The following is a 21,833-nucleotide window of genomic DNA, read 5'->3' as shown; positions in this document are numbered from 1 at the left end:
AGAGCTTGTTTAGTGATATAAAGGGGCAACACCCGGCGCCAGGCCGGGCGGTATAGTGACCAGAAAGCGCCGCTTACGGCTGGCCAATATGACTGGGTTTGTTTTCTTCCATTGAGGTGAGAATTTTATGGTAGCTGGCAAAGCGGGCTGCACTGATATCACCGTTTTCCACAGCCTTGGTAATGATGCAGCCCGGATCATTGAGGTGCTTGCAGTCACGGAACTTACAGCCACCCAGGTAATCACGAAATTCGACAAAGCCCCAGGTCACCCGTTCCACCGGCAAATGCCACAGACCAAACTCGCGGACTCCCGGCGAGTCAATCAGATCGCCGCCGGCAGGTAAATGCAGCAGCTTGGCTGCGGTTGTAGTGTGCTGGCCCAGCCCGGAGTTATCTGACACTTCACCTACCAGCTCTTCCGCATCAGGCAGTACCCGGTTGATAATACTGGATTTACCGACGCCCGACTGACCCACAAAGATACTGACCTTATCATCGAGCAACTGATTCAGTGCATCCAGCCCTTCCTGTGTTTTACAGCTGGTCACATGTACCTGATAGCCCAAAGACTCATACACGGTGAGCTCGGCAAGGGTGCTGGCGCGGGCTTCATCATCCAGCAATTCAATTTTATTGAGCACAATGACCGGCTTAATGCCAATGTCTTCACAGGCAATGAGGTAACGGTCAATGATGTTGGTGGATAGCGCCGGTAGCACCGCGCTGACAATGATGATCTGATCAATATTGGCAGCAATCGGTTTAATACCATCATAGAAATCCGGGCGGGTAAGCACAGAGTGCCGGTCCTGAACAATTTCAATGACGCCACTAACGCCGTCGTCATTGTCATCACCGGGATGAAACAGCACATTATCACCACATACCACCGAACCAACAGTGCGGCGGATATGGCAACGGGATACTTCACCGGCATTATTTTCGACATCAGCATGCTTACCAAACCGGCCAATTACCCGCCCGGCAACCAGGTTTTGCAGGTCCTGGGAGGGTACAGCTGTGGTTTGTTTTTGTTCCAGGCGGCGTTTGCGATTTGCCGCAACCTGGCGCTTCTGACGTTGGGTAAGTTTGGGTTTTTTCGCCACGATTCCATGATAAGTTAGCGTATACTGTAGTTATGATACCGTTTGTATGGCTGATGCGCCATGTCCGAATACGAGGAACCGCTGAATGAGTAAAAATGATTTGAATCTGGTATGGATCGACATGGAGATGACCGGACTGGATCCGGAATCCTGTAAAGTACTGGAAATTGCCACTATTGTGACAGACCCACAGCTTAATGTATTAGCCGAAGGCCCCGTCATTGCGGTGCATCAACCAGATAGTATTTTAGATGGTATGGATGAATGGTGTACCCGGGTGCATGGTGAGAGCGGATTAACCGCCCGTTGCCGCCAAAGCACCATTGACGAAGCCGAAGCGGCCCGACAGACCATGGCGTTTCTGGCCGACTATGTTGATGCTGGCAAATCGCCACTGTGCGGTAATACCATCGGTCAGGATCGCCGCTTTATGGTGAAATACATGCCAGAGCTGGAAGCTTATTTTCATTATCGCAGTATTGATGTCAGTACGATTAAAGAGTTGACCCGCCGCTGGAAACCGGCAATTCTTAGTGGATTTGAAAAGAAAGGCGTACACCTGGCACTGGATGATATCCGCGAATCTATTGAAGAATTGAAGTTTTACCGGGATAAAGTGTTCAGTATTTAAGCATTCGACCCCGAATTTCATAAAAACTTCAAATTAGGTGTTGCGCATCGCAAAATATTTTGTAAAATGCGCACCACTTTCGAGGAAGACAAACTTCCGAAGATAAGTAATGTTACCAAAGCGCGGGAATAGCTCAGCTGGTAGAGCACAACCTTGCCAAGGTTGGGGTCGCGAGTTCGAATCTCGTTTCCCGCTCCAATTTCTTACTTTTAAGAAATCTGGCCGGTAACATCAACAATTTGTGTGCGGGAATAGCTCAGCTGGTAGAGCACAACCTTGCCAAGGTTGGGGTCGCGAGTTCGAATCTCGTTTCCCGCTCCAATTTCTTCCTAACCATCCGGTTAAATCCATACTTCCTATAGTTTTAAGTGCGACACGTCGCGACAGCGTGGCTGCCAGTTACGAATCTACGTATCCCGCTCCAATTTCTTCTTAACCATCCGGTTAAATCAATACTTCCTATAGTTTTAAACGCGACACGTCGCGACAGCTTGGCTGCCAGTTACGAATCTACGTATCCCGCTCCAATTTCTTCTTAACCATCCGGTTAAATCAATACTTCCTATAGTTTTAAGCGCGACACGTCGCGACAGCGTGGCTGCCAGTTACGAATCTACGTATCCCGCTCCAATTTCTTCCTAACCATCCGGTTAAATCAATACTTCCTATAGTTTTAAACGCGACACCATGCCTGCAAAGTATTGCATTTTCTGAAGTGATCACTGCTTGCTCATTTCACCCGCGGTCATTCCCGTGGAAACGGGAACCTCCTGAACAGTCTGGCTCATCAGATACTGCAACGAATGACGTTGGTCAGTTGGCCTGAGGAGATCCCGGATATCGCTGCGCGATTCCGGGACGACGGTGGGTCGTAGATACCGCGGATGAATGACGTTAGTCAGTTGGCCTGAGGAGATCCCGGATATCGCTGCGCGATTCCGGGACGACGGTGGGTTGTAGATACCGCGGATGAATGACGTTAGTCAGTTGGCCTGAGGAGATCCCGGATATCGCTGCGCGATTGCGGGACGACGGTGGGTCGTAGATACCGCGGATGAATGACGTCGGTCAGTTGGCCTGAGGAGATCCCGGATATCGCTGCGCAATTGCGGGACGAAGGTTGGGTTGTAGATACCGCGGATGAATGACGTTAGTCAGTTGGCCTGAGGAGATCCCGGATATCGCTGCGCGATTCCGGGACGACGGTGGGCTCTAGATACCACGGATGAATGACGTTAGTCAGTTGGCCTGAGGAGATCCCGGATATCGCTGCGCGATTCCGGGACGACGGTGGGTTGTAGATACCGCGGATGAATGACGTTGGTCAGTTGGCCTGAGGAGATCCCGGATATCGCTGCGCGATTCCGGGACGACGGTGGGTTGTAGATACCGCGGATGAATGACGTTGGTCAGTTAGCCTGAGGAGATCCCGGATATCGCTGCGCGATTCCGGGACGACGGTGGGTTGTAGATACCGCGGATGAATGACGTTGGTCAGTTGGCCGCCATTACCCGTATTTGCAATGCTAAAGACTATATCCATGTCCTTTTGGTAGGTTGCTAACAAAATTCTTGTCAAAGGCTCAAAAGTCTAATCTAACTTTTCCATTATCATCTTTTTAACATAAGAAAATTGAAAAGTTGTTCATTTTGCAACCAGCGAACTTTTACTAAATAGTAACTCGTCTTTGAATAGTTACCCGAAAAATACAGCACCAATGCGGGGCCTGATTTTACGGGTTCTACATAAGTATAACGAAATCATTAGTCTACGTGGTCTGCTGCCAGTCCTATGATTGTGCGCCGATAACAAATACCAGTCTTTTTTGAATATTTTTGTGTTTTAAATGAATCTGTATTCAATAAATGCTGTTTTTTTGTTTTTACAGACAGTAAAATTGGTCACAAAGACGGTATAAAAACTGCTCTTGCCTTATTTACAAATTGAAAACCAAAAAAACCAGTAGTAAATGGTATTGGAGACACACATGAATTCATCAGCAAACCGGTTGTTTGCCAAATCTTTGATTGCAGGCGCGGTACTGGCTGCCTGTTCACCGGCTATCGTAGTGGCGCAAACAGCCCCTATCGCTGATAAGGAAATCGAAAAAATAGAAGTTACCGCCACCCGCCGTTCAGGTTCACTGCAGGAAGTGCCGCTGAATATTTCTGCACTGACCTCAGATGTGATGGAGCAGCAGAACATTGAAGATCTGAACGATGTAGCACGCTGGGTACCGGGGCTGACAATTACTGATCAGGGAGGCCGTTCGGCTTCGCCCATCGTGGTGCGCGGCTTGAATACCAACTCTGCCGGACCGGGCTCGGACGGCGGTACGGTAGCCACCTACTTTGGCGAAATTCCGCTTTACGTCAATATGCGTCTGATTGACATTGAACGGGTAGAAGTGCTGATTGGCCCGCAGGGTACGCTGTACGGAGCCGGCACACTGGGCGGCGCGATTCGCTATATGCCCAAAGCCGTCGATCTGGATTTCACGTCCGGTGAAATTTTTGGTGACATTTATTCGCTAAGTGAAAGCAGTTCAACCGGTCAGGAAGGCGGGGTTGTGTTCAATACGCCACTGATTGATGGTGAGCTGGGCCTGCGGGCATCGGTTAACTATTTTACCAACCCGGGCTTTATTGACTACAACTACGTGGTACGCGAAGGCGGTGTGTCGTTGCCTGATCCGGACTTCAGTGATGCGGCTGCGGTAGATGAAAATCTGCGCCGGGTTGAAGATGCGAATGGCGAAGATACCCTGACAGCGAGGATTGCCCTGCGCTGGATGCCGAATGACTGGTTTGACAGTACCTTGACATATTTTGTCCAACAGCAGGATGTGGAAGGTCGCTCAATCACCCAGCACAATGCGTTATCAGCGCAAAACCCGCTGAACGATGTGATTGGGCCGTATGAGTCTGCCTATCGCTATGAAGAACCCTATGACAAAGAAGACTCTCTGTTGAGTCTGGAAATGAAAGCCGACCTGGGCTTTGCTGAACTGGTATCGGCAACCGGCTATGCTGAGTTTGACGGGGAAGGTCAGCGCGATCAGACCGACCTGCTGATTCGTCTGGACTACAGCTATGAAGAATTCCCGGCTTTTTCGGCCTACACCGAAGAAGTGGAAAGCGAAACCAACCTGACCCAGGAGCTGCGTCTGGTTTCTCAGACTCCGGGGCCGCTAAGCTGGATTGCAGGGTTTTACTACAACAAGTCTGAAGTGGATAACAGCAGCCAGGAGTTTACGCCGTTTTTTGACCAGTATGCTTTGAATGTATGGGGTGTAGAGGGCAATCCGCGTCCGGATAACCTGGAATACTATTCGGTTGATAAGGTCGATACCAAAGAGTCAGCCTTTTTTGGTGAGCTGACCTATGAAGTGACCGATAAACTGGATGTCACCGTGGGTCTGCGTTCCTACAAGTATGATGTAGATGCCCGTTCGGCGGTCGACCTGCCGCTGTATTACTCGTTATATGAAGGCCGTGCTTCAGACTCTATCGAGCTTGATTATGGACAGGAAACCGCAGAGGAAAGCGGTACTCTGTACAAATTCAACGCCAGCTATCAGTTTGATGCCGATACGATGGGTTATTTCACGGTCAGTGAAGGCTTTCGGATTGGCGGTGCCAACGCCGTGGCCGCGTGTCCGGACAATATCGACCAGATTAATAACCAGATTGTGTGTGCCCTGCCTCGTGAGCAGGTGTACCTGGGTGATACCACGACAAACTACGAGCTGGGTGTAAAAACCAGTTATCTGAAAAACCGTCTGCAACTGAATGCGGCGCTGTTCAACGTTGACTGGGATAATGCCCAGGTGGGCGGCGCGACCGTGAATGGTCAGCAGCCTATTACCACCAATGCCGATGGTGCCAACGCCCGTGGGGTAGAACTGTCACTGCGTGCTCTGGTGACCGACGAGCTGACCATGTACGCCACCTACGCGAACACCAAAGCAGAGCTGACCGCGGATGCACCCTATCTGTTCGGCGTGTTTGACGAGCAGGGCACAGCATTACAGGATTACTATGACGGTAAAGATGGCGATCGTCTGCCGGGCTCTGCCGAACATCAGTTCTCGTTTGGCGTGACCTACAGCCAGGAAATTCTGGAAGACAAAATGCTGGATGTCAGCTATGGCCTGACTGCCCAAAGCGATGTGTTCTCAACTGTTGGTCTGCGCCAGAATGGCGAAGCGATCCCCGGATATGCGATCAGTAACCTGAATGCCAAAATCTCTGATCAGGACTGGAGCGTCACCTTCTATATCGACAACCTGTTCGACAAGTATGCGTATACTTCAGTGCGCCGTGACCGGGGCGATATGGGGGATCCGACATTTGCAGAAATGTTACCTAACGGCACCGACATACTGCGTAATTACGGTCACTTTGTCGTGAGCCCGCGCCGGATTGGGGTATCATTTAACTATAAATTTGAGCTGTAATCTTCTTATTGCCTGTCAGCGTTAATAAGCCCGGCCATGCCGGGCTTATTTGTTTGCACTTTATAAACCAAACCGCTAACTTACAGACGCTTTTTATAAGGGATTAAAACAATGAAAAACGCTATATTGCTAGCCGGCAGCGTCTGCTTGCTGACGGCCTTATCCGCGCAGGCCCAAATGAGCGTTGGCGTGGCAATTGGTCAGCTGGACGATGATACCGGCGGCTTTGACCGTAACCTGAAAATGGCCGAGCTGAATCTGGGTTACACGTACAATATTGGTAAAAGCCGCTTTTATCTGACGCCCCAGCTTCGGCTGGGTACCGGTATCAGTGACAACAACTTTGAGCTGGCCGGGCAACAATATACGCTGGAGCTGGATAGCTATGTAGGGGCCAGTCTGCGTTTGTCGGTAGATTTCAGTGATAAATTCTCGGTCATGGTGCAGCCCACCTATGGCAAAGCTGACACGACGCTGTCCACTTCGCAGGGAAGTATGGAGCGCGGTGACTGGGAATTTGGCTATGGCGCAGGTATGGAATACCGGCCCACGCCGCAGTGGCAGTGGGAGTTGTTGGGAGAAACCTACGATGATCAGACCCTGTACAGTGTAGGGTTACGTTACTTTTTCTAGATAAAGGGGGCAGTGTGACGCGCGAAGAGCTGTTTAAACAGGCTGTAGCCGCCATTGGCAAGCGGGACTTTATTGCCGCACACACTGCCCTGGTCAGGGCAATAAAACACTATGGTGAGTCGCACAGAGCGTATTTCTTACTGGGAATCCTGCATATTGAACTGCTGCAAATCAGCAAAGCCATTACGCTGCTCAATAAAGCCCGGTCGCTGGCTGATGATGTAAAAACCGCCGTCTACCTGACCAAGTGTTATGCTTTGCAGGGCAATATGAATGCAGCTTTGGGCGCTGCCTCTCAGGTGACGCCGACCCAGCTTAATGGTGCGCTGGAGCTTGATACCATGGGCGTGGCACTGTCCCGGGTTGGTGATCATGAGCAGGCCCGCGCCTATTTTTTACAGGCGCTGTCGGTTGAACAGCAGCAGCCACAGTATTATTACAACTACGGCGTGTCGGCCAAGTTTGCCGGTGACTTTACTGCCGCCCGAGAGGCTTTTGAGCGTGCACTGATCCTGGCCCCGCAATTTTATCAGGCGCATTTTGCCTTATCTGATCTGGCCCCGGCCAGCCCAGGTGAAGCACGCATACCTACATTAACAGAGCAGCGCACTGCGGCGGCGAACCAGCCTGATGCCCAGCTGCATTTAGGGCATGCTCTGGCCAAGGAATACGAGGCAATTGGCGAGTTTGATAAGGCCTTTGATGCGCTAAATAAAGCAAAAGCGGCAAAAAAAGCACAGCTACGCCATACCGATACCACCTTCAAAGCTATCTTTGATTACCTGGAGGCAATGCCTGCTACAGCGGTAACCCATGATCCGTTACCAGCCACGGATAAGAATAATCACCAGCCATTATTTGTGGTGGGCATGCCGCGCTCCGGCACCACGCTGGTGGAACGGATTTTAAGTCATCATAGTCAGGTGGTCTCGGGCGGAGAGCTGCAGGATTTTGGGGTAGCGGTAAAAAGCCTGACGCAGACTACGTCTTCTTATGTGCTCGACCTGCCAACACTGCAACAGGCACAGCACTTAGATAGCGCTGCTCTGGCACACGCCTACATGGAGCGTACTGCGTATCTCACCACGCCTGGAGCCAGCCGGGTCGTGGACAAACTGCCGTTTAATTTTTTCTACATAGACTGGATTGTGCGGGCATTTCCACAGGCCAGGATTGTGTGTCTGATGCGCGATCCGCTGGACACCTGTCTTGGCAATTACCGTCAGCTATTTTCTATCAACAGCCCTTATTATGCCTATGCCTACGATCTGCTGGATACCGGCCGGGTATATCAGCGTTTTGCCCGGCATGTGACTGACCGCCAGCAGCGTTACCCGAATCAGGTCTATCTTCAGTCGTATGAAGCACTGGTCCGCCAGCCTGAACAGCAGTGCCGCGATTTGCTGGCATTTTGTCAGCTGGACTGGCAACCCCGCTGTTTGCACGTGGAACGCAATACAGCGCCGGTTTCTACCGCCAGCAAAGTGCAGGTTCGTGAAGCGATCAACCAGAAATCAGTGGGGCGCTGGCAACGGTACGAGACTCACTTAAATGAGTTGAAAGCGCTGCTGGCGCAGCCCTGACTGACGCACATTAAGTACGCGATTTGTATCCTGCGCTCAGCCAAGGTGTTGCAATTTGGCGGGCTTCCCCCTATTCTACTGGTCTTACCAGATAATAAAGATAATAGCTCATGGCAAGTGCAAACCCTCTTCGGCAATACGCAAAAAAGGTTAATCAGTACCCTGACTGGTTGGCTAAGCGTCTGCTTACCGCAATGTTTCGTTTCAAGGTCAAACTGACCCGTACAGTGAGCCTGGAAATTCTGGAAACTGATTTAAAATCTGTGACGTTCCGGCAAAAAAACTACAAAAAAGTGCAAAATCATATTGGCAGCGTGCATGCGGCAGGGATGGCCCTACTGGCTGAGTCGGCAACCGGCTTTATTGTGGGTACCAATCTACCCGGCGATAAACTGCCATTAATCAAATCCATGAAACTAAACTACGTCAAGCGTGCCAGTGGCGACATGACGGCGGTGGCCTGGCTCACTGATGAACAGATTCAGCTAATGCAAGATCAGGACAAAGGTGAGGTTACAGTACCGGTCAAGGTGACCGATGCTCAGAATATTGAGCCTGTACTGTGTGAAATGATTTGGGCCTGGGTGCCCAAAAAGCGCAGTTAATAACAATATAATCAATCTGCGCGGCGTCGTCAGGGGAGGGCAAATCACCGGCGGCGCCACCCTTTCTAATATCTTCCTTAAGCTGCTTGTTTAGTGACCAGTCTCGTTCGACCCACCAATTTTCACGTCTGGTCGGGTTTGCAAATCAGCAAAATTATTAAAAAGTAACCCCTGTCGTAGTTTTTCATTGACGCTGGTTATTATTTGCACTAAAACCCCAATGAACACTGCGAAATATACGCTTGTTGCCAACCACGGAGAGCCAGGCAGCTGACAGTCACGCTGGGCATACTTATACGCCCGTCCAACCATTCATGAGAAGGGTTTGATTATGGCTTTGTTAACGCGAGAATCTCTTTCAAAACGTCCTTTTGTGGACAAACGTCATTATCCGTACGGATTTTCACGCTCCGGTGATTTTTCGATTTCAGAAAGCAAACTGTTAACCAGTCATGGTAGTTTGATCGCTGCGCTGGTTGACGGCGAACTGACGCCCGAAACAGCAGAAGAGCGCGGATATATTGATGTAGCGCTGGGACTGCGTGAACCACATTCGGCCACCGAGAAAGCCTGGCTAAAATACCAAAACCGGATTAACCGGCCCAAAACAGCCAGTATTTATGGTTCAGCAAAAGTGGCCGCCAGCGACGATGACGATGAAGAAACAGACTCGGTTGACGACACCGGCCTGGAAATAGAAGTCGACGATGAATAGTTTGTTAATGTAGTGTAAATAATTGTCCGCTTTTTGCGTGAAATTTAGCCTAAAACGAAAGATATATCCTAATATTTTAATATATTGGGATATGCATCTCACTTTTCTGCGATTTACTGTTTTAACTTCCTAACACCTTCGATATAGTCCGGCTGTAGGAAACAAGCTTTCGATTTCTAACTGATTAACAGGAGACACGACTGTGAAGATGATGTCGGGCGCCGCCATGGTGGTGGAAGCGCTAAAAGATGTAGGAGTAGAACATGTGTTCGGTTACCCAGGTGGTGCCGTACTTGACATTTACGATGCGTTATTTGCGCAGGATGATGTCAAACATGTCCTCGTACGTCACGAACAGGCGGCCGCGCATATGGCCGACGGTTACGCCCGCTCAACAGGAAAAACTGGCACAGTTCTGGTGACTTCTGGTCCGGGTGCAACCAATACCATTACCGGTATTGCGACGGCATATATGGACTCTATTCCGATGGTGGTTCTGTCGGGTCAGGTGCCGTCCATGCACATTGGTGAAGATGCGTTTCAGGAAACCGATATGGTGGGCTGTTCCCGGCCTATCGTAAAACACAGTTTTCTGGTCAAGCGCGCAGTGGATATTCCTGAAGCCATTGCTAAGGCCTATTACATTGCCAACAGTGGTCGTCCGGGCCCGGTGGTCGTGGATTTACCCAAAGATCTGGTGAATGTGGCTGACTCGCATCCGTATCATTTTCCGACGGATGTGACGATGCGCTCTTACAGTCCGACTGAGAAAGGCCATCCCAGACAGGTGAAAAAAGCGGTTAAATCCCTGGCCAAAGCAAAGCGTCCGGTACTTTATGTAGGTGGTGGTGCAATTGCCGCCGGCGCCTCAAACCGCGTGATTGAGCTGGCTGAAAAGCTGGCTGCCCCGGTCACCTGTACCCTGATGGGCTTAGGCGCTTTTCCTGGTACGCATGATCAGTTTGTTGGCATGCTGGGTATGCACGGTACGTTGGAAGCCAACAAAACCATGCATAATGCTGACTGCATTTTAGCGCTGGGTGCGCGGTTCGACGACCGGGTAACTAACAACGTGGAAAAATTCTGTCCGCATGCCGAAATCATTCATGTGGATATCGACCCGGCGTCGATTTCTAAAACCGTGAATGCACATATTCCGGTGGTAGGGTCGGTTGACCACGTTGTAGAACAGATTCTGGATCAGCTAAAAGACGTGCAGGCCGCTACGCAGCGCGATAAGTTGGGCGAATGGTGGGAGCAAATCAATCAGTGGCGTACCCGTCAGTGCCTGAACTATGAGCAGTCTGAAGAGGTAATCAAGCCACAAAAAGTGATTGAAGCGCTGTACAAACACACCCATGGTGATGCCTATGTCAGCTCTGATGTTGGCCAGCACCAGATGTTTGCGGCCCTGTATTACCCGTTCAAAAAGCCCCGTCAGTGGATTAACTCCGGTGGTCTTGGCACCATGGGCTTTGGTCTGCCTGCGGCGATGGGCGTACAGTTTGCTCACCCTGATGCGGTATCGGTAGTAGTTACCGGGGATGGTAGTATTCAGATGAATATTCAGGAGTTATCGACCGCCCTGCAGTACAATCTGCCGGTCAAAATTATCTCGCTGAATAACCGGGCACTGGGCATGGTACGCCAGTGGCAGGATATGATTTACAAAGGTCGTCATTCTCATTCCTATATGGACTCGATGCCGGATTTTGTAAAATTGGCAGAAGCCTACGGTCACGTAGGCATCCGGGTCGACAAACTGGAAGACCTGGACGCGGCGATGGAGAAGTGTTTCAGCTACACCGATCGTCTGGTATTCATGGATATAGCGGTGGATCAGAATGAGCACGTATATCCCATGCAGATTAAATTTGGTGCCATGGATGACATGCGCCTGAGTAAAACGGAGCGTACCTGATGAAAAGAATTATCTCAGTACTAATGGAAAACGCCCCTGGAGCGCTGTCACGTATTGTTGGGGTGTTTTCCCAGCGTGGCTACAATGTGGACTCATTATGTGTGGCGCCTACCGATGATGCCAGCCTGTCACGCCTGACTATCACGACTCACGGTGATGATAAGGTTATTGAGCAGATTACCAAGCAGGTGAATAAGCTGATTGACGTGCTCAAAGTCATTGATTTAACCGACGGCGCGCATGTTGAGCGTGAACTGATGCTGGTTAAGGTGGCTACTCGTACTGAATCGATGCGGGCCGAGGTTAAGCGTAATGCGGATATTTTCCGGGCCCGGATTCTGGATGTGACCGCCAGTAACTATACCATTGAGCTGACCGGCACCTCGGACAAACTGGATGCTTTTTCCAGTACCATGAACCAGTGTGCTGAAATTATTGAGTCTTCACGGACCGGCGTATGCGGCTTATCCCGCGGTGAGCGGGCACTGAGACCTTAATCATCAGTCCGTCATTATCAGCTGATAAGAACCCGCTGCTATCGATGATACAGCGGGTTTTTTATGCTTTGTATGCCACAAAAACATCTACCCGCCGTAGTACACTTCAACCCGCATCGCCATTCCGTAAGAGGGCTTGAAATCCTCGTCCCGCAAAAACAACACAAAGGGTTCAAGCTCAAAAAACAGCCACTCCCGCAGCGGGTTAGAGCGCCATTTGGCGCTGGTATACACCTCGCCCACCTGATTTTCCGGCTCGGTGCCTCCTTCTACAAACAGGGTGTAAATCATGGCGGCCTGTTCATCAATCGGGTGCAGATACTGGGCCTCATGACGCCAGATCCAGTCTTCCATCATGTCCCGGTAAAAATAGCGATTATTGAACCTGAAAACATGGTCATGCCGACTGATGTACTGAATGGTAGCCCCCAACTCAGCGCCGAACTCATCGCGGTTGTAGTAATAGGCTTCGGCATCGTAAAACAGGGCCAGCTGATTTGACCAGGCGGCCATATCCTCAAATCGGGTTTTAGCATAGATTTGGCCGCGCCGGCCGGTTCCCAGCCGGTACGATAGTTTGGCATCATCGCTGGCCCGGTAGGCCAGAGCAATAGTAGTGTTGTCGCTGCGCCGCTGAATTGGCTGACGAGCGGCTTTTATCGAAGCCTGATTATCAAAGTTTTCGTCATCGCTGAGCAGCAAGTCTACCCGATTTTCTAATGCCGGCAGTTTCACTCTGATTTTAAAGCGCAGATCAAACTCACTCATATCCCGGGACCGGGGCTCCCAGCCCAGGCTGATGCGTCCCTGCGCCCTTGCTTTGTTGTACTGATCAGCCCCTTTCAGGGCAAAAAAGTTATCTACCTGCTGCACGGTATAATTCATTGAGCTGGTCAGGTTGTCCTGCCACTCATCCATCCAGCTGTCATGGATAACCGGCGCATCAGCGTGCGGCACCTGCAGGGCAGGTGCGGGTTTATCTGGTACCGGTAGCGGTGTTGCAGGCATTGCCAGCAACGGACACACCGCCAAAAAAATACATGCCATACCGTGCCTTACTACATTTCCCTTGAGTTCAGAATCAGTTGATACGCAGCATAAGTCAAACAGAACAGGTGAATTGTTTAAAGATGTTAAACAGTGTGCCGCCTTAATCTCACTATAGTTCAAATATCATGGTGAAAGGTTGGACATGCAATGGCATACTGGTAATTCTTATTGAAAGGAGAAGTTTATGGGCGGTATTAGTATCTGGCAGTTACTGATTGTACTTGTCATTGTGGTGTTATTATTTGGCACAAAGCGACTAAAAGGCATAGGCAGTGACCTAGGTGGCGCCATCAAAGGCTTTAAGAAAGCAGTATCGGAAGAAGAAAAAAAAGATGCTGATTTCGAAAAAAATCAGCAAATGGAAAATAAAAGCGAGTCTGAGTCTGCGCAAACCGATACGCAGAACAACGTAAAAGAAAAATCCTGATGTTTGATATCGGCTTTTGGGAACTGTTGGTTATCGGCGTACTGGCGCTGCTGGTGCTGGGCCCGGAGCGTTTGCCCGGAGCTATTCGCTCTACCATCAGCACGGTACGCAGCGTGCGTAACGCGGCCACCGGATTCAAACAGGAAGTCGAACACCAGTTACGGGTTCATGAGCTTCACGAAAATCTGAAAAAAGCCGAGCAACAGGGGCTTAAAGACATCTCTCCTGACTTAAAAAAAAGTGTGGATGAATTAAAAGACGCTGCCAAGTCTGTGCAGGAACCCTATAAGAAAGACGAATGACCGACGCTAACAACCTGATTTCGCATCTTATTGAGCTGCGAAACCGAATCTTACGTGCTTTACTCAGCGTGCTGGTGGTATTTCTCTGCCTGGTGTATTTTGCTGAAGATCTTTACCATTATCTGGCCCGTCCGCTGATGGATGTGCTGCCCGAAAATGCCTCAATGATTGCAACGGATGTGGCTTCACCTTTTTTCGCCCCGTTTAAACTGACTCTCGTATTGTCATTTTTTATTGCCATTCCCTATGTGCTGTATCAGGTATGGGCGTTCGTGGCACCGGGCTTATATCAAAATGAGAAAAAGCTGGTGGTGCCGCTGCTTATCTCCAGTACCTTACTGTTTTATGCCGGTATGGCTTTTGCCTACTTTGTGGTCTTTCCGCTGGCCTTTGCATTCTTTACCAATGTGGCGCCTAGTGGCGTTACAGTCAGCACCGATATCTCCAGCTATCTGGACTTTGTCCTTAAACTGTTTTTTGCCTTTGGCGTGTCGTTTGAGATTCCCATTGCCATTATTCTGTTGTGCTGGACCGGGGTGACCGATGCCAAAACACTGCGCGCCAAACGCCCGTTTGTTATCGTCGGGGCATTTGTCATTGGCATGTTGCTTACCCCGCCGGATGTGATTTCGCAGACTCTGCTGGCAGTGCCCATGTGGATCCTGTTTGAAATTGGGGTCATTGTGGGCGGTATTTATGCTGGCAAGGGGGTTCGCGAGGACGATGAACAGGAAAACAGTATTTCAGATACGCACAATCCATCATGACAACCCAAACCACCCCACAGAGGAAAGCAATGAAAAAAATAATCCTGCCTCTGGCATTTTTGATCGCAGGCCTGGCGGCGCCAGCCAGTGCCGCGAGCGCTCAGTCTGTAGCTGCCCAGTTGCGTCATTGCGGGCAAATTGACGCAGATGATAAACGACTGGCCTGCTATGACCAGCTAACCGCGACTATGCGCCAGACGCCGGCACCTGCCAAACAGTCTGCGCCGCTGGTGTCGGATACGGCCCGACAGGTCGCTAAAGTGAGTCCGCCAGCAACCACCCAGCCTGCGCCCAACCGGCAAACGCCGGCGGAGTTTGGACTGCAGAAAAACCAGCAGGACCAGCTTGATGAAATCTCTGCCGGTATCAGCAAAGTGGAAAAAGACAAGCGGGGCAAGTTCACTCTTACACTGGATAACGGCATGGTGTGGAAGCAAACCAATAGCGCCTTTTTCAGGCCCCGGGTCGGCGACACCGCGACCATTGAGCGCGGTGCAATGGGCGTGTTTTATCTGGGGGTTGAGGACAGCAACCGCCGTATTAAAGTTAAGCGACAACAGTAGATGCAGTGGTTTGATGCCGGCGCGAATCTGCTTGATGGGCGCTTTGATATTCCCCTGGTGCTGGACAACGCACTGCAGGCGGGCGTGACCCGGATTTGCCTTATTACCACCGCCCCTGATGAGTGGGAGGCCGCCCGGGAACTTTACCAACAGTATCCGGATCAGTTGTGCTACACGCTGGGGGTACATCCGCATAATGCCCGTCTGGCCAGCGATGATGACCTGACCCGGCTGGCTCATCTGGCCGGCGAGCCCGGCGTGGTCGCCATTGGCGAATGCGGGCTGGATTTTAACCGGAACTTTTCTGAGCCTGCGGTACAGATCCAGGTTTTTAATGCCCAGCTGGCCATTGCCAAACGTCTGAATATGCCGGTATATCTGCATGAGCGAGATGCATTTCAGCAGCAACTGACCTGTCTTAATCAGTGCCCGCCGGTGGGCGGTATTGCCCATTGCTTTACCGGGACTCAGCAGCAGATGCAGGCGTACCTGGAGTTTGACCTGTATATCGGCATCACCGGCTGGGTGTGCGATCCCAAACGGGGAGAAGCGTTACAGCAGGCTGTTAGCCAGATACCCGCGGATCGGCTGATTCTGGAAACCGATGCGCCCTATCTTTTTCCGAAAAACCTGCGCCCGAGAAAACGCAATAACGAACCGGCGAATATTCCGGCCATTGCCGAAAAAGTGGCGGAGCTGACCGGGCGTGATTTGGCGCAGCTCAGTGAACAAAGCTATGCTAATACGCTCGCGCTGTTCAGGTTGTTAGCCGAGGTATAGGTGCAATTTTCTCAAAATCCACAACGGCGATACGATGGCTGGATGCTGTTAACCTGTCTGATCATCGCCGGTTTGCTGATATTTTTTTACCAGGCACTGGCCCCGTTTAAACACAGTGCCCAGCCGGTGACCCAGATCGATTATTACATCGACCAGCCCGGCCAGCTCACCGCCGAACATGCATTTGCCAGTAGCGGGATTAACTGGCAGCCGGCACAGATGCCGGTCAGTATGGGGATGCACCCTGACACCTACTGGTTTCGCTTTACTTTAGATGCCAGTGTGCTGGATAGCGAGCGACCGCTGCTGAATATCAGTTACCCGCTGTTAGATGATGTACGGGTATTTATTTATCGTCAGGGGTCAGCACAGCGTCTGGCCCATTATCATGGCGGCGATCTTAATGCGTTTGCCGACAGAGCCATTAAAGTCCCGGCGCTGGTCTTTGCGCTGCCGCAGCAAAATCAGCCGGTTGAAGTGCTACTTAAGGTGACCACCAGCGGCGCTATCAAATTACCCGTTCAGGTCTGGACAGAAAACGACTACATCGCGTTTACCGCTACCGATAATCTACTGATGGGCTTGTTTCTGGGATTGTTGCTGGCAATGGGGCTCAGTAATCTGTTTTTGTTTGTTACCACCGGCAGCCTGACCTTTTTTATGTACGCCGGGTATGTCTTTTCACTGGCCATGACCATTGGCACCATGCACGGGTTAGGGTATGCGTATATCTGGCCAGAATGGGTCTGGTTACAAAGCAAAGCGGTAACCATTTTTGCCAATTCCACCATTATGTTTGCCATGCTGTTTGCCAACCGGTTACTCCGGGTCTGGACTCACAGTGTTAAAGCATCGCGGCTGCTCAAAGGGCTGGCAGCGGTGTTTGCAATAAGCATGGGCTTGAGCTTCATTTTGCCCTATGCCTTGCTTATCAAGGTATTTCTGATCTTACTGAGCGCCACCGTGATGCTGGCTTTATCCATCAGTGTCTGGATAGCCCTGCGTGGTGATGCCATTGCCAGGTATTACTCCTTTGCCTGGTTTATCCTGCTGGTCAGTGCCTTTGCCGCCTCACTGGATAATCTGGGGCTGATAACCGCACCGATTTCATCAAACTATATGCTGATGCTCGGGGCTGGTGTAGAAACCACTTTACTGGCACTGATTCTGGCTATCAGCTACAGCAACAACCGGGAACAGATGCAGGTAGTGCAGGCTCAGGCGCTGGAGCAGGAAAGTGCCATGTTAAAAGCACGGGCAGAATTGTTTGATGTGCAGCAAAAGCATCAGGAGGAGCTGGAATATGAAGTACAGGAGCGGACACTGGAGCTGGAAATAGCATTGCGTGAGCTGTCTGAGGCTAACAAAGAACTGGAAAACCTGAACACCATCGACCCGCTCACAGGGCTGCGAAATCGCCGGCATTTTGATAAACGACTGCTGGCCGAAAGCCGTCGTAGCCGCCGGGAACAAACCCCCTTATCGCTGGCGGTGCTGGATGTGGACCACTTCAAAAAAATTAACGACACCCACGGGCACAGTGTCGGCGATGCCTGTCTTGTACATATTGCCCGTATCTTACAGTCGACCATCAAACGACCGGCTGACGATATTTGCCGCTTTGGTGGTGAGGAGTTTGTGATTCTGCTGCCCAATACCGAGCCGGAAGGCGCTCAGCAGGTAATTGAGACCATTCGTCAGAACATCTGTTCCCATGAGGTTGAGATAGACACCCTGCGGCTCAATATGACTATTAGCGCCGGTATAGCGACCCGGGTGATTGAACATGAGTCGCAGGCCGATGCGCTGTTTAACGCCGCTGATGCTTTGCTGTATGAGGCAAAACATGCCGGCCGAAACCAGATAAAAGCTCAAATGATAACAGGATAAACCATGACCCATTCTTCTTTTCCGGCGCGCCGCATGCGCCGTATCCGAGCCCATGATGCCCTGCGTGGACTGGTGGCCGAACATCAGCTTTCAGCCCGCGACCTGATTTACCCGATTTTTATTCTGCCGGGACAAAACCAGCAGGAACCGGTGCCTTCTATGCCCGGCGTTGTCCGCCGCTCGGTGGATTTATGGCTGTCTGAAATCGAGCAGTTACTGGCTCTGGGCATCTATGTATTTGCCCCGTTTCCGGTGACGCCGCTGGAGCTGAAGACTGATTGCGCCAGCGAGGCCTACAATCCTGATGGCCTGATTCAGCAGGCGGTACGTGAGATTAAAGCGCGCTTTCCGCAGGTCATAATTATGACCGATGTGGCGCTGGACCCGTTTACCTCCCACGGACAGGACGGTCTGATTAATAAATCCGGCTATGTTCTGAATGATGAAAGTGTGGATGTGCTGACCCGTCAGGCGCTGTCACATGCGGATGCGGGCGCCGATATGGTGGCCCCGTCAGATATGATGGACGGTCGGATTGGGGCGATTCGCCAGGCGCTGGAAAAAGCCGGCCATGTAAATACCTGCATCATGGCGTATTCTGCCAAGTATGCATCATCTTATTACGGGCCGTTCCGGGACGCGGTTGGCTCAGCCGGCAATATCAAAGGCGGGAATAAAAAAACCTATCAGATGGACCCGGCTAACAGTGATGAAGCGATACACGAGATTGCACTGGATATTGACGAGGGCGCCGACATGGTGATGGTGAAGCCTGGAATGCCGTATCTGGACATCGTGCGCCGTTGTAAAACCGAATTAAAGGTGCCTACTTTTGCCTATCAGGTTAGCGGCGAGTACGCTATGCATCAGGCAGCATTTGCCAATGGCTGGTTAAATCGTGATGCGGTGATTCTGGAGTCGCTGCTGGCCTTTAAACGAGCGGGCGCAGATGGCATCCTGACCTATTTTGCTCCCGATGCAGCACGCTTGCTCAAAGACGGGTAATAAAGCATAAAAAAACAGGGCCGCATGGCCCTGTTTTTTATTGTGTTACTGGCAGGTCAAATGCCAGCCGGCCTGATGCTGTAGCCAGCTTTCATTGGCCAGTTCGGCATTGATGAGCGGGTGGCTGCTCAGCCATCCATCCGGCAGCTTAATCGTCCAGTTGTCCTCATCCACTATCAGCTCTACGGTCGGAATATGCTTATTCTGACGACGCAGGCACAAGACCGTGGCAATGCGCAGAATACGCAGCAAGGCGTTAAGCATGGGCTTAATATCATCATGGTAGTTATCAAATACCGCAGTATTGACTTTTAACCGGTGCGAGAGCACCAGATCCCGGATGGCCTCGCGCTGAAGACGGGTATAACCGGGCAAATCAATGTGCGACAAAATATAGGCACCGTGCTGATGATGCTTTTTATATTCGATATGCAGGCCAATTTCATGCAAGGTCGCTGCGGCGCCCAGCACGGCTTCGGTATCTAAGTGACAAATCGCCGCCTGCGCGCACAGCTGATGACACAGGTTCAGCGCCAGTCCGCGCACGGCATCAGCATGCGACTTTTCAATGTGATAGCGGGCCATGACCTGATTCAGGGTCTGCGCCCGGCGATCATTTTCCTGCAGATTATCTAACATGCCGTAAATCAGCCCTTCGCGCAGAGCGCCGCCAGAGATATTCATCTCCTTGATAGACAAGCGTTCAAATAAGCAAATCAGTATCGCCAGACCACTGGCAAAAATAGCCTTGCGGTTTTCTTCCAGCCCTTCAATGTCCAGCTTATCTACGCTGCCACATTCAATGCATTGCTGCTGCAGTTGGTGTAGGTAATCCAGCCGGATGGCATCACTGATATTCTGGGCAACCAGAATTTCGGTAATCGCCTGCGGCGTACCCGATGCCCCCAGGCAATTGTGCCAGTCAAAACATAAAAAGGCGTCTGCCACTTCATCCAGCAACAAATTAGCCTGACGCTTAGCCTCGGCAAAATTCGCCGCGGTCAGCTGACCACCCCTGAAGTAGCGCTCCATAAAGGTCACACAGCCCATATCCAGACTTTTCAGGTGGATAGGTTGCATATCGTTACCAATAATGATTTCAGTGCTGGCGCCACCAATATCGATAACCAGTGAGTTACCCTGATTGGCAGAGGTATAGGCCACCCCCAGATAAATCTGGCGGGCTTCTTCTTCGCCGCTAATCACATCCAGTTTATGCCGCAAAATAGTCTCGGCTTTTTTGATGAAGGCCTGGGCGTTGGTAGCCAGGCGAAGGGTGGCGGTGGCGACAACACGAATGTTGGAGGCCGGAATATCCTGCAAACGTTCGGCGAAGGTTTGCAGGCATTGCCAGCCACGCTCCATACTGATGTCGTCCAGCTCCATGTTTTCATTTAAACCGGCGGCCAGACGGACTTTCTGTTTGACCTTTCCAATGATCTGAACATTGCCGTTTACCACGTGTACAACGACCATATGAAAACTATTTGACCCTAAGTCCACAGCGGCGTAGTGCTCGCTGTGAACCAGGGAATCGTGCTGGATTTCTGGCTGCATAGGCGATTAATTTTTCTTAGCTGAATTACCTGACGGCTTACCCCGGCCGCGACCGCGACGATTAGAGTTACGGGCATTCGGCGTGCGCTTGCGCTGACGTGGCTTCGGTGCTCTTACGTCATCGAGCAGGGCAGTTCTGTCATAATCGGTGACTGGAATCGCATGCGCAATATACTGCTCAATCGCAGGCAGGTTCAGGGCATACTTTTCACAGGCAAAACTGATCGCATGACCACTGCGACCGGCGCGGCCAGTCCGACCAATCCGGTGCACGTAATCTTCAGCGTCATCAGGTAAATCATAGTTGAAAACATGACTAACTTCATCCACGTGCAGACCGCGGGCCGCAACATCAGTTGCCACCAGAATATCGACCCTGCCTTTGGTAAAGTCATCCAGAATGCTCATACGTTTTTTCTGCGGTACATCACCGCTGAGCAGTCCCACCCGGTGGTTATCTGCTTCAAGCCAGTCACTGACCTTTTCACAGGCATGTTTGGTGTTAGCAAAAACAATCGCCCGTTCCGGCCATTCTTCTTCCATCAGTGTGAGTAACAGTTTCATTTTGTCATCATCAGACGGATAGAACAGCTCTTCTGAAACCCGCTTGGCAGTTTTGGTTTCCGGCTCAACCTGAACATGGGTCGGGTTGTTCATGTGTTCATACGCCAGTTCCTGTACCCGGTAACTTAAGGTGGCAGAAAACAGCATACTCAGACGTTCGCTGGCAGGTGGCATACGCTTAAACAAAAAGCGGATATCTTTAATGAAGCCTAAATCGAACATACGATCAGCTTCATCAAGCACAGCAACCTGAATATTATTCAGGGTGAACACCTGCTGTTTGTAGTAATCCAGAATCCGGCCGGTGGTGCCAATAATGATATCAACGCCTTCTTGCAAAGTTTCGCGTTGACTTTCATAACCCTCACCCCCATATATCAAGCCAAGTGATAATCCGGTGTGTTTGCTGAGGTGCTCAGCATCATTATAGATCTGCACGGCCAGTTCCCGTGTTGGAGCCATAATGATAGCTCTGGGCCCGGCTGGTGCAGTGGAATTGTCTTGACTGTTAGACAGCAAGTAATGGAAAGTGGCAACCAGGAAAGCAATGGTTTTGCCGGTTCCGGTTTGTGCTTGTCCAGCGATATCCAGTCCCTCAAGCAACGGCGGTAACGCCAGCGCCTGAATCGGGGTACAATGGGAAAAGTTGGATGCTTTCAATGCCGACAGAACCTGTGGATTGATCGGCAAATCGGAAAAATTCGTTTCGGTTAAATGAGTTGTTTGCATAGCTTATAGCTTATCGGTGCTTGCATTAAAAAAGACAGTTTCTTAT

General features: G+C 50.9%; 19 protein-coding genes and 2 tRNA genes. 17 read left to right on the top strand and 4 right to left on the bottom strand.

All coding sequences use genetic code 11. The features are described 5' to 3' along the window. Positions 1-73: 73 nt before the first annotated feature. Positions 74-1,108 carry a small ribosomal subunit biogenesis GTPase RsgA gene (gene rsgA, locus EZV72_RS16510; RefSeq protein WP_137168262.1) on the bottom strand — a complete coding sequence of 345 codons (1,035 nt, stop codon included), beginning with the start codon at positions 1,106-1,108 and terminating at the stop codon, positions 74-76. 85 nt (positions 1,109-1,193) lie between these two features. On the opposite strand from rsgA, the gene orn reads away from it, so the two are divergent. From orn to ilvN, 10 genes are all read left to right on the top strand, one after another. After that, a complete protein-coding gene (gene orn, locus EZV72_RS16505) occupies positions 1,194-1,739 on the top strand; it encodes an oligoribonuclease (RefSeq protein ID WP_137168261.1) in 546 nt (181 codons plus the stop codon). 122 nt (positions 1,740-1,861) lie between these two features. Further along, positions 1,862-1,937: transfer RNA gene (locus EZV72_RS16500), tRNA-Gly, on the top strand. Positions 1,938-1,984: 47 nt separating this feature from the next. Beyond that, a tRNA-Gly gene (locus tag EZV72_RS16495) sits at positions 1,985-2,060 on the top strand. 1,688 nt (positions 2,061-3,748) lie between these two features. Continuing rightward, positions 3,749-6,199 carry a TonB-dependent receptor gene (locus EZV72_RS16490; RefSeq protein ID WP_175405185.1) on the top strand — a complete coding sequence of 817 codons (2,451 nt, stop codon included), beginning with the start codon at positions 3,749-3,751 and terminating at the stop codon, positions 6,197-6,199. Positions 6,200-6,310: 111 nt separating this feature from the next. Further along, complete coding sequence (locus EZV72_RS16485) at positions 6,311-6,832, top strand: outer membrane beta-barrel protein (RefSeq protein ID WP_137168259.1); 522 nt, start codon at positions 6,311-6,313, stop codon at positions 6,830-6,832. Positions 6,833-6,846: 14 nt separating this feature from the next. After that, on the top strand, positions 6,847-8,415 hold the full coding sequence (locus EZV72_RS16480; protein WP_137168258.1) for a tetratricopeptide repeat-containing sulfotransferase family protein: 1,569 nt from the start codon (positions 6,847-6,849) through the stop codon (positions 8,413-8,415). Positions 8,416-8,525: 110 nt separating this feature from the next. After that, positions 8,526-9,020 (top strand): DUF4442 domain-containing protein, encoded by a 495-nt coding sequence (locus EZV72_RS16475; protein WP_137168257.1) that lies wholly within the window; start codon positions 8,526-8,528, stop codon positions 9,018-9,020. Between the two features lie 331 nt (positions 9,021-9,351). Then, on the top strand, positions 9,352-9,735 hold the full coding sequence (gene maoP / locus EZV72_RS16470) for a DUF413 domain-containing protein (RefSeq protein WP_137168256.1): 384 nt from the start codon (positions 9,352-9,354) through the stop codon (positions 9,733-9,735). 202 nt (positions 9,736-9,937) lie between these two features. Continuing rightward, positions 9,938-11,656 carry an acetolactate synthase 3 large subunit gene (locus EZV72_RS16465; protein ID WP_137168255.1) on the top strand — a complete coding sequence of 573 codons (1,719 nt, stop codon included), beginning with the start codon at positions 9,938-9,940 and terminating at the stop codon, positions 11,654-11,656. After that, a complete protein-coding gene (ilvN, locus tag EZV72_RS16460) occupies positions 11,656-12,153 on the top strand; it encodes an acetolactate synthase small subunit (RefSeq protein WP_137168254.1) in 498 nt (165 codons plus the stop codon). Before EZV72_RS16465 ends, ilvN begins: the two co-directional genes overlap by 1 nt. Positions 12,154-12,240: 87 nt before the next feature. Here the strand turns inward: ilvN and EZV72_RS16455 are convergent, their stop codons facing one another. Beyond that, complete coding sequence (locus tag EZV72_RS16455) at positions 12,241-13,200, bottom strand: hypothetical protein (RefSeq protein WP_137168253.1); 960 nt, start codon at positions 13,198-13,200, stop codon at positions 12,241-12,243. A gap of 187 nt (positions 13,201-13,387) precedes the next feature. Between EZV72_RS16455 and tatA the strand changes: the two genes are divergently transcribed. From tatA to hemB, 7 genes are read left to right on the top strand one after another with little or no spacing between them, the layout of a single operon-like run. Next, positions 13,388-13,630: a Sec-independent protein translocase subunit TatA gene (gene tatA, locus EZV72_RS16450; protein WP_137168252.1), complete on the top strand. Its 243-nt coding sequence runs from the start codon at positions 13,388-13,390 to the stop codon at positions 13,628-13,630. Then, positions 13,630-13,932, top strand: coding sequence for a Sec-independent protein translocase protein TatB (tatB, locus tag EZV72_RS16445; protein WP_137168251.1), 303 nt, complete (start codon positions 13,630-13,632; stop codon positions 13,930-13,932). Before tatA ends, tatB begins: the two co-directional genes overlap by 1 nt. Further along, positions 13,929-14,699, top strand: a complete 771-nt coding sequence (gene tatC, locus EZV72_RS16440) for a twin-arginine translocase subunit TatC (RefSeq protein ID WP_137168250.1) — start codon at positions 13,929-13,931, stop codon at positions 14,697-14,699. The genes tatB and tatC overlap by 4 nt, the downstream gene beginning before the upstream one ends. A 29-nt stretch (positions 14,700-14,728) precedes the next feature. Then, the gene (locus EZV72_RS16435) at positions 14,729-15,262 is read left to right on the top strand and encodes a hypothetical protein (RefSeq protein WP_137168249.1); all 534 of its coding nucleotides are present in this window, start codon (positions 14,729-14,731) and stop codon (positions 15,260-15,262) included. Then, positions 15,263-16,042, top strand: coding sequence for a TatD family hydrolase (locus EZV72_RS16430; RefSeq protein WP_137168248.1), 780 nt, complete (start codon positions 15,263-15,265; stop codon positions 16,040-16,042). Further along, the gene (locus EZV72_RS16425; protein ID WP_137168247.1) at positions 16,043-17,932 is read left to right on the top strand and encodes a sensor domain-containing diguanylate cyclase; all 1,890 of its coding nucleotides are present in this window, start codon (positions 16,043-16,045) and stop codon (positions 17,930-17,932) included. 3 nt (positions 17,933-17,935) lie between these two features. Beyond that, positions 17,936-18,937: a porphobilinogen synthase gene (gene hemB, locus EZV72_RS16420; protein WP_137168246.1), complete on the top strand. Its 1,002-nt coding sequence runs from the start codon at positions 17,936-17,938 to the stop codon at positions 18,935-18,937. A gap of 45 nt (positions 18,938-18,982) precedes the next feature. Here hemB and EZV72_RS16415 read toward each other — a convergent pair whose 3' ends face one another. Together EZV72_RS16415 and rhlB are read right to left on the bottom strand one after the other, a co-directional pair. Continuing rightward, complete coding sequence (locus EZV72_RS16415; RefSeq protein ID WP_137168245.1) at positions 18,983-20,494, bottom strand: Ppx/GppA phosphatase family protein; 1,512 nt, start codon at positions 20,492-20,494, stop codon at positions 18,983-18,985. 6 nt (positions 20,495-20,500) lie between these two features. Beyond that, entirely contained in the window at positions 20,501-21,787 is a 1,287-nt protein-coding gene (gene rhlB, locus EZV72_RS16410) for an ATP-dependent RNA helicase RhlB (protein WP_137168244.1), read from the bottom strand. Positions 21,788-21,833: the final 46 nt, after the last annotated feature.

The organism is Salinimonas lutimaris (assembly GCF_005222225.1).
Classification (GTDB): domain Bacteria; phylum Pseudomonadota; class Gammaproteobacteria; order Enterobacterales; family Alteromonadaceae; genus Alteromonas; species Alteromonas lutimaris.
Note: the sequence above shows the minus strand (reverse complement) of the source record. Positions and strands in the feature narration are given on the sequence as shown.

What these genes read in the sequence shown, in the direction of transcription:
- rhlB (WP_137168244.1), bottom strand. Translation starts at nt 21,787, where the DNA reads ATGCAAACAACTCATTTAACCGAAACGAATTTTTCCGATTTGCCGATC.
- tatC (WP_137168250.1), top strand. Translation starts at nt 13,929, where the DNA reads ATGACCGACGCTAACAACCTGATTTCGCATCTTATTGAGCTGCGAAAC.
- tatB (WP_137168251.1), top strand. Translation starts at nt 13,630, where the DNA reads ATGTTTGATATCGGCTTTTGGGAACTGTTGGTTATCGGCGTACTGGCG.
- tatA (WP_137168252.1), top strand. Translation starts at nt 13,388, where the DNA reads ATGGGCGGTATTAGTATCTGGCAGTTACTGATTGTACTTGTCATTGTG.
- EZV72_RS16455 (WP_137168253.1), bottom strand. Translation starts at nt 13,200, where the DNA reads ATGGCATGTATTTTTTTGGCGGTGTGTCCGTTGCTGGCAATGCCTGCA.
- EZV72_RS16415 (WP_137168245.1), bottom strand. Translation starts at nt 20,494, where the DNA reads ATGCAGCCAGAAATCCAGCACGATTCCCTGGTTCACAGCGAGCACTAC.
- hemB (WP_137168246.1), top strand. Translation starts at nt 17,936, where the DNA reads ATGACCCATTCTTCTTTTCCGGCGCGCCGCATGCGCCGTATCCGAGCC.
- maoP (WP_137168256.1), top strand. Translation starts at nt 9,352, where the DNA reads ATGGCTTTGTTAACGCGAGAATCTCTTTCAAAACGTCCTTTTGTGGAC.
- orn (WP_137168261.1), top strand. Translation starts at nt 1,194, where the DNA reads ATGAGTAAAAATGATTTGAATCTGGTATGGATCGACATGGAGATGACC.
- EZV72_RS16430 (WP_137168248.1), top strand. Translation starts at nt 15,263, where the DNA reads ATGCAGTGGTTTGATGCCGGCGCGAATCTGCTTGATGGGCGCTTTGAT.
- ilvN (WP_137168254.1), top strand. Translation starts at nt 11,656, where the DNA reads ATGAAAAGAATTATCTCAGTACTAATGGAAAACGCCCCTGGAGCGCTG.
- EZV72_RS16435 (WP_137168249.1), top strand. Translation starts at nt 14,729, where the DNA reads ATGAAAAAAATAATCCTGCCTCTGGCATTTTTGATCGCAGGCCTGGCG.
- EZV72_RS16475 (WP_137168257.1), top strand. Translation starts at nt 8,526, where the DNA reads ATGGCAAGTGCAAACCCTCTTCGGCAATACGCAAAAAAGGTTAATCAG.
- EZV72_RS16485 (WP_137168259.1), top strand. Translation starts at nt 6,311, where the DNA reads ATGAAAAACGCTATATTGCTAGCCGGCAGCGTCTGCTTGCTGACGGCC.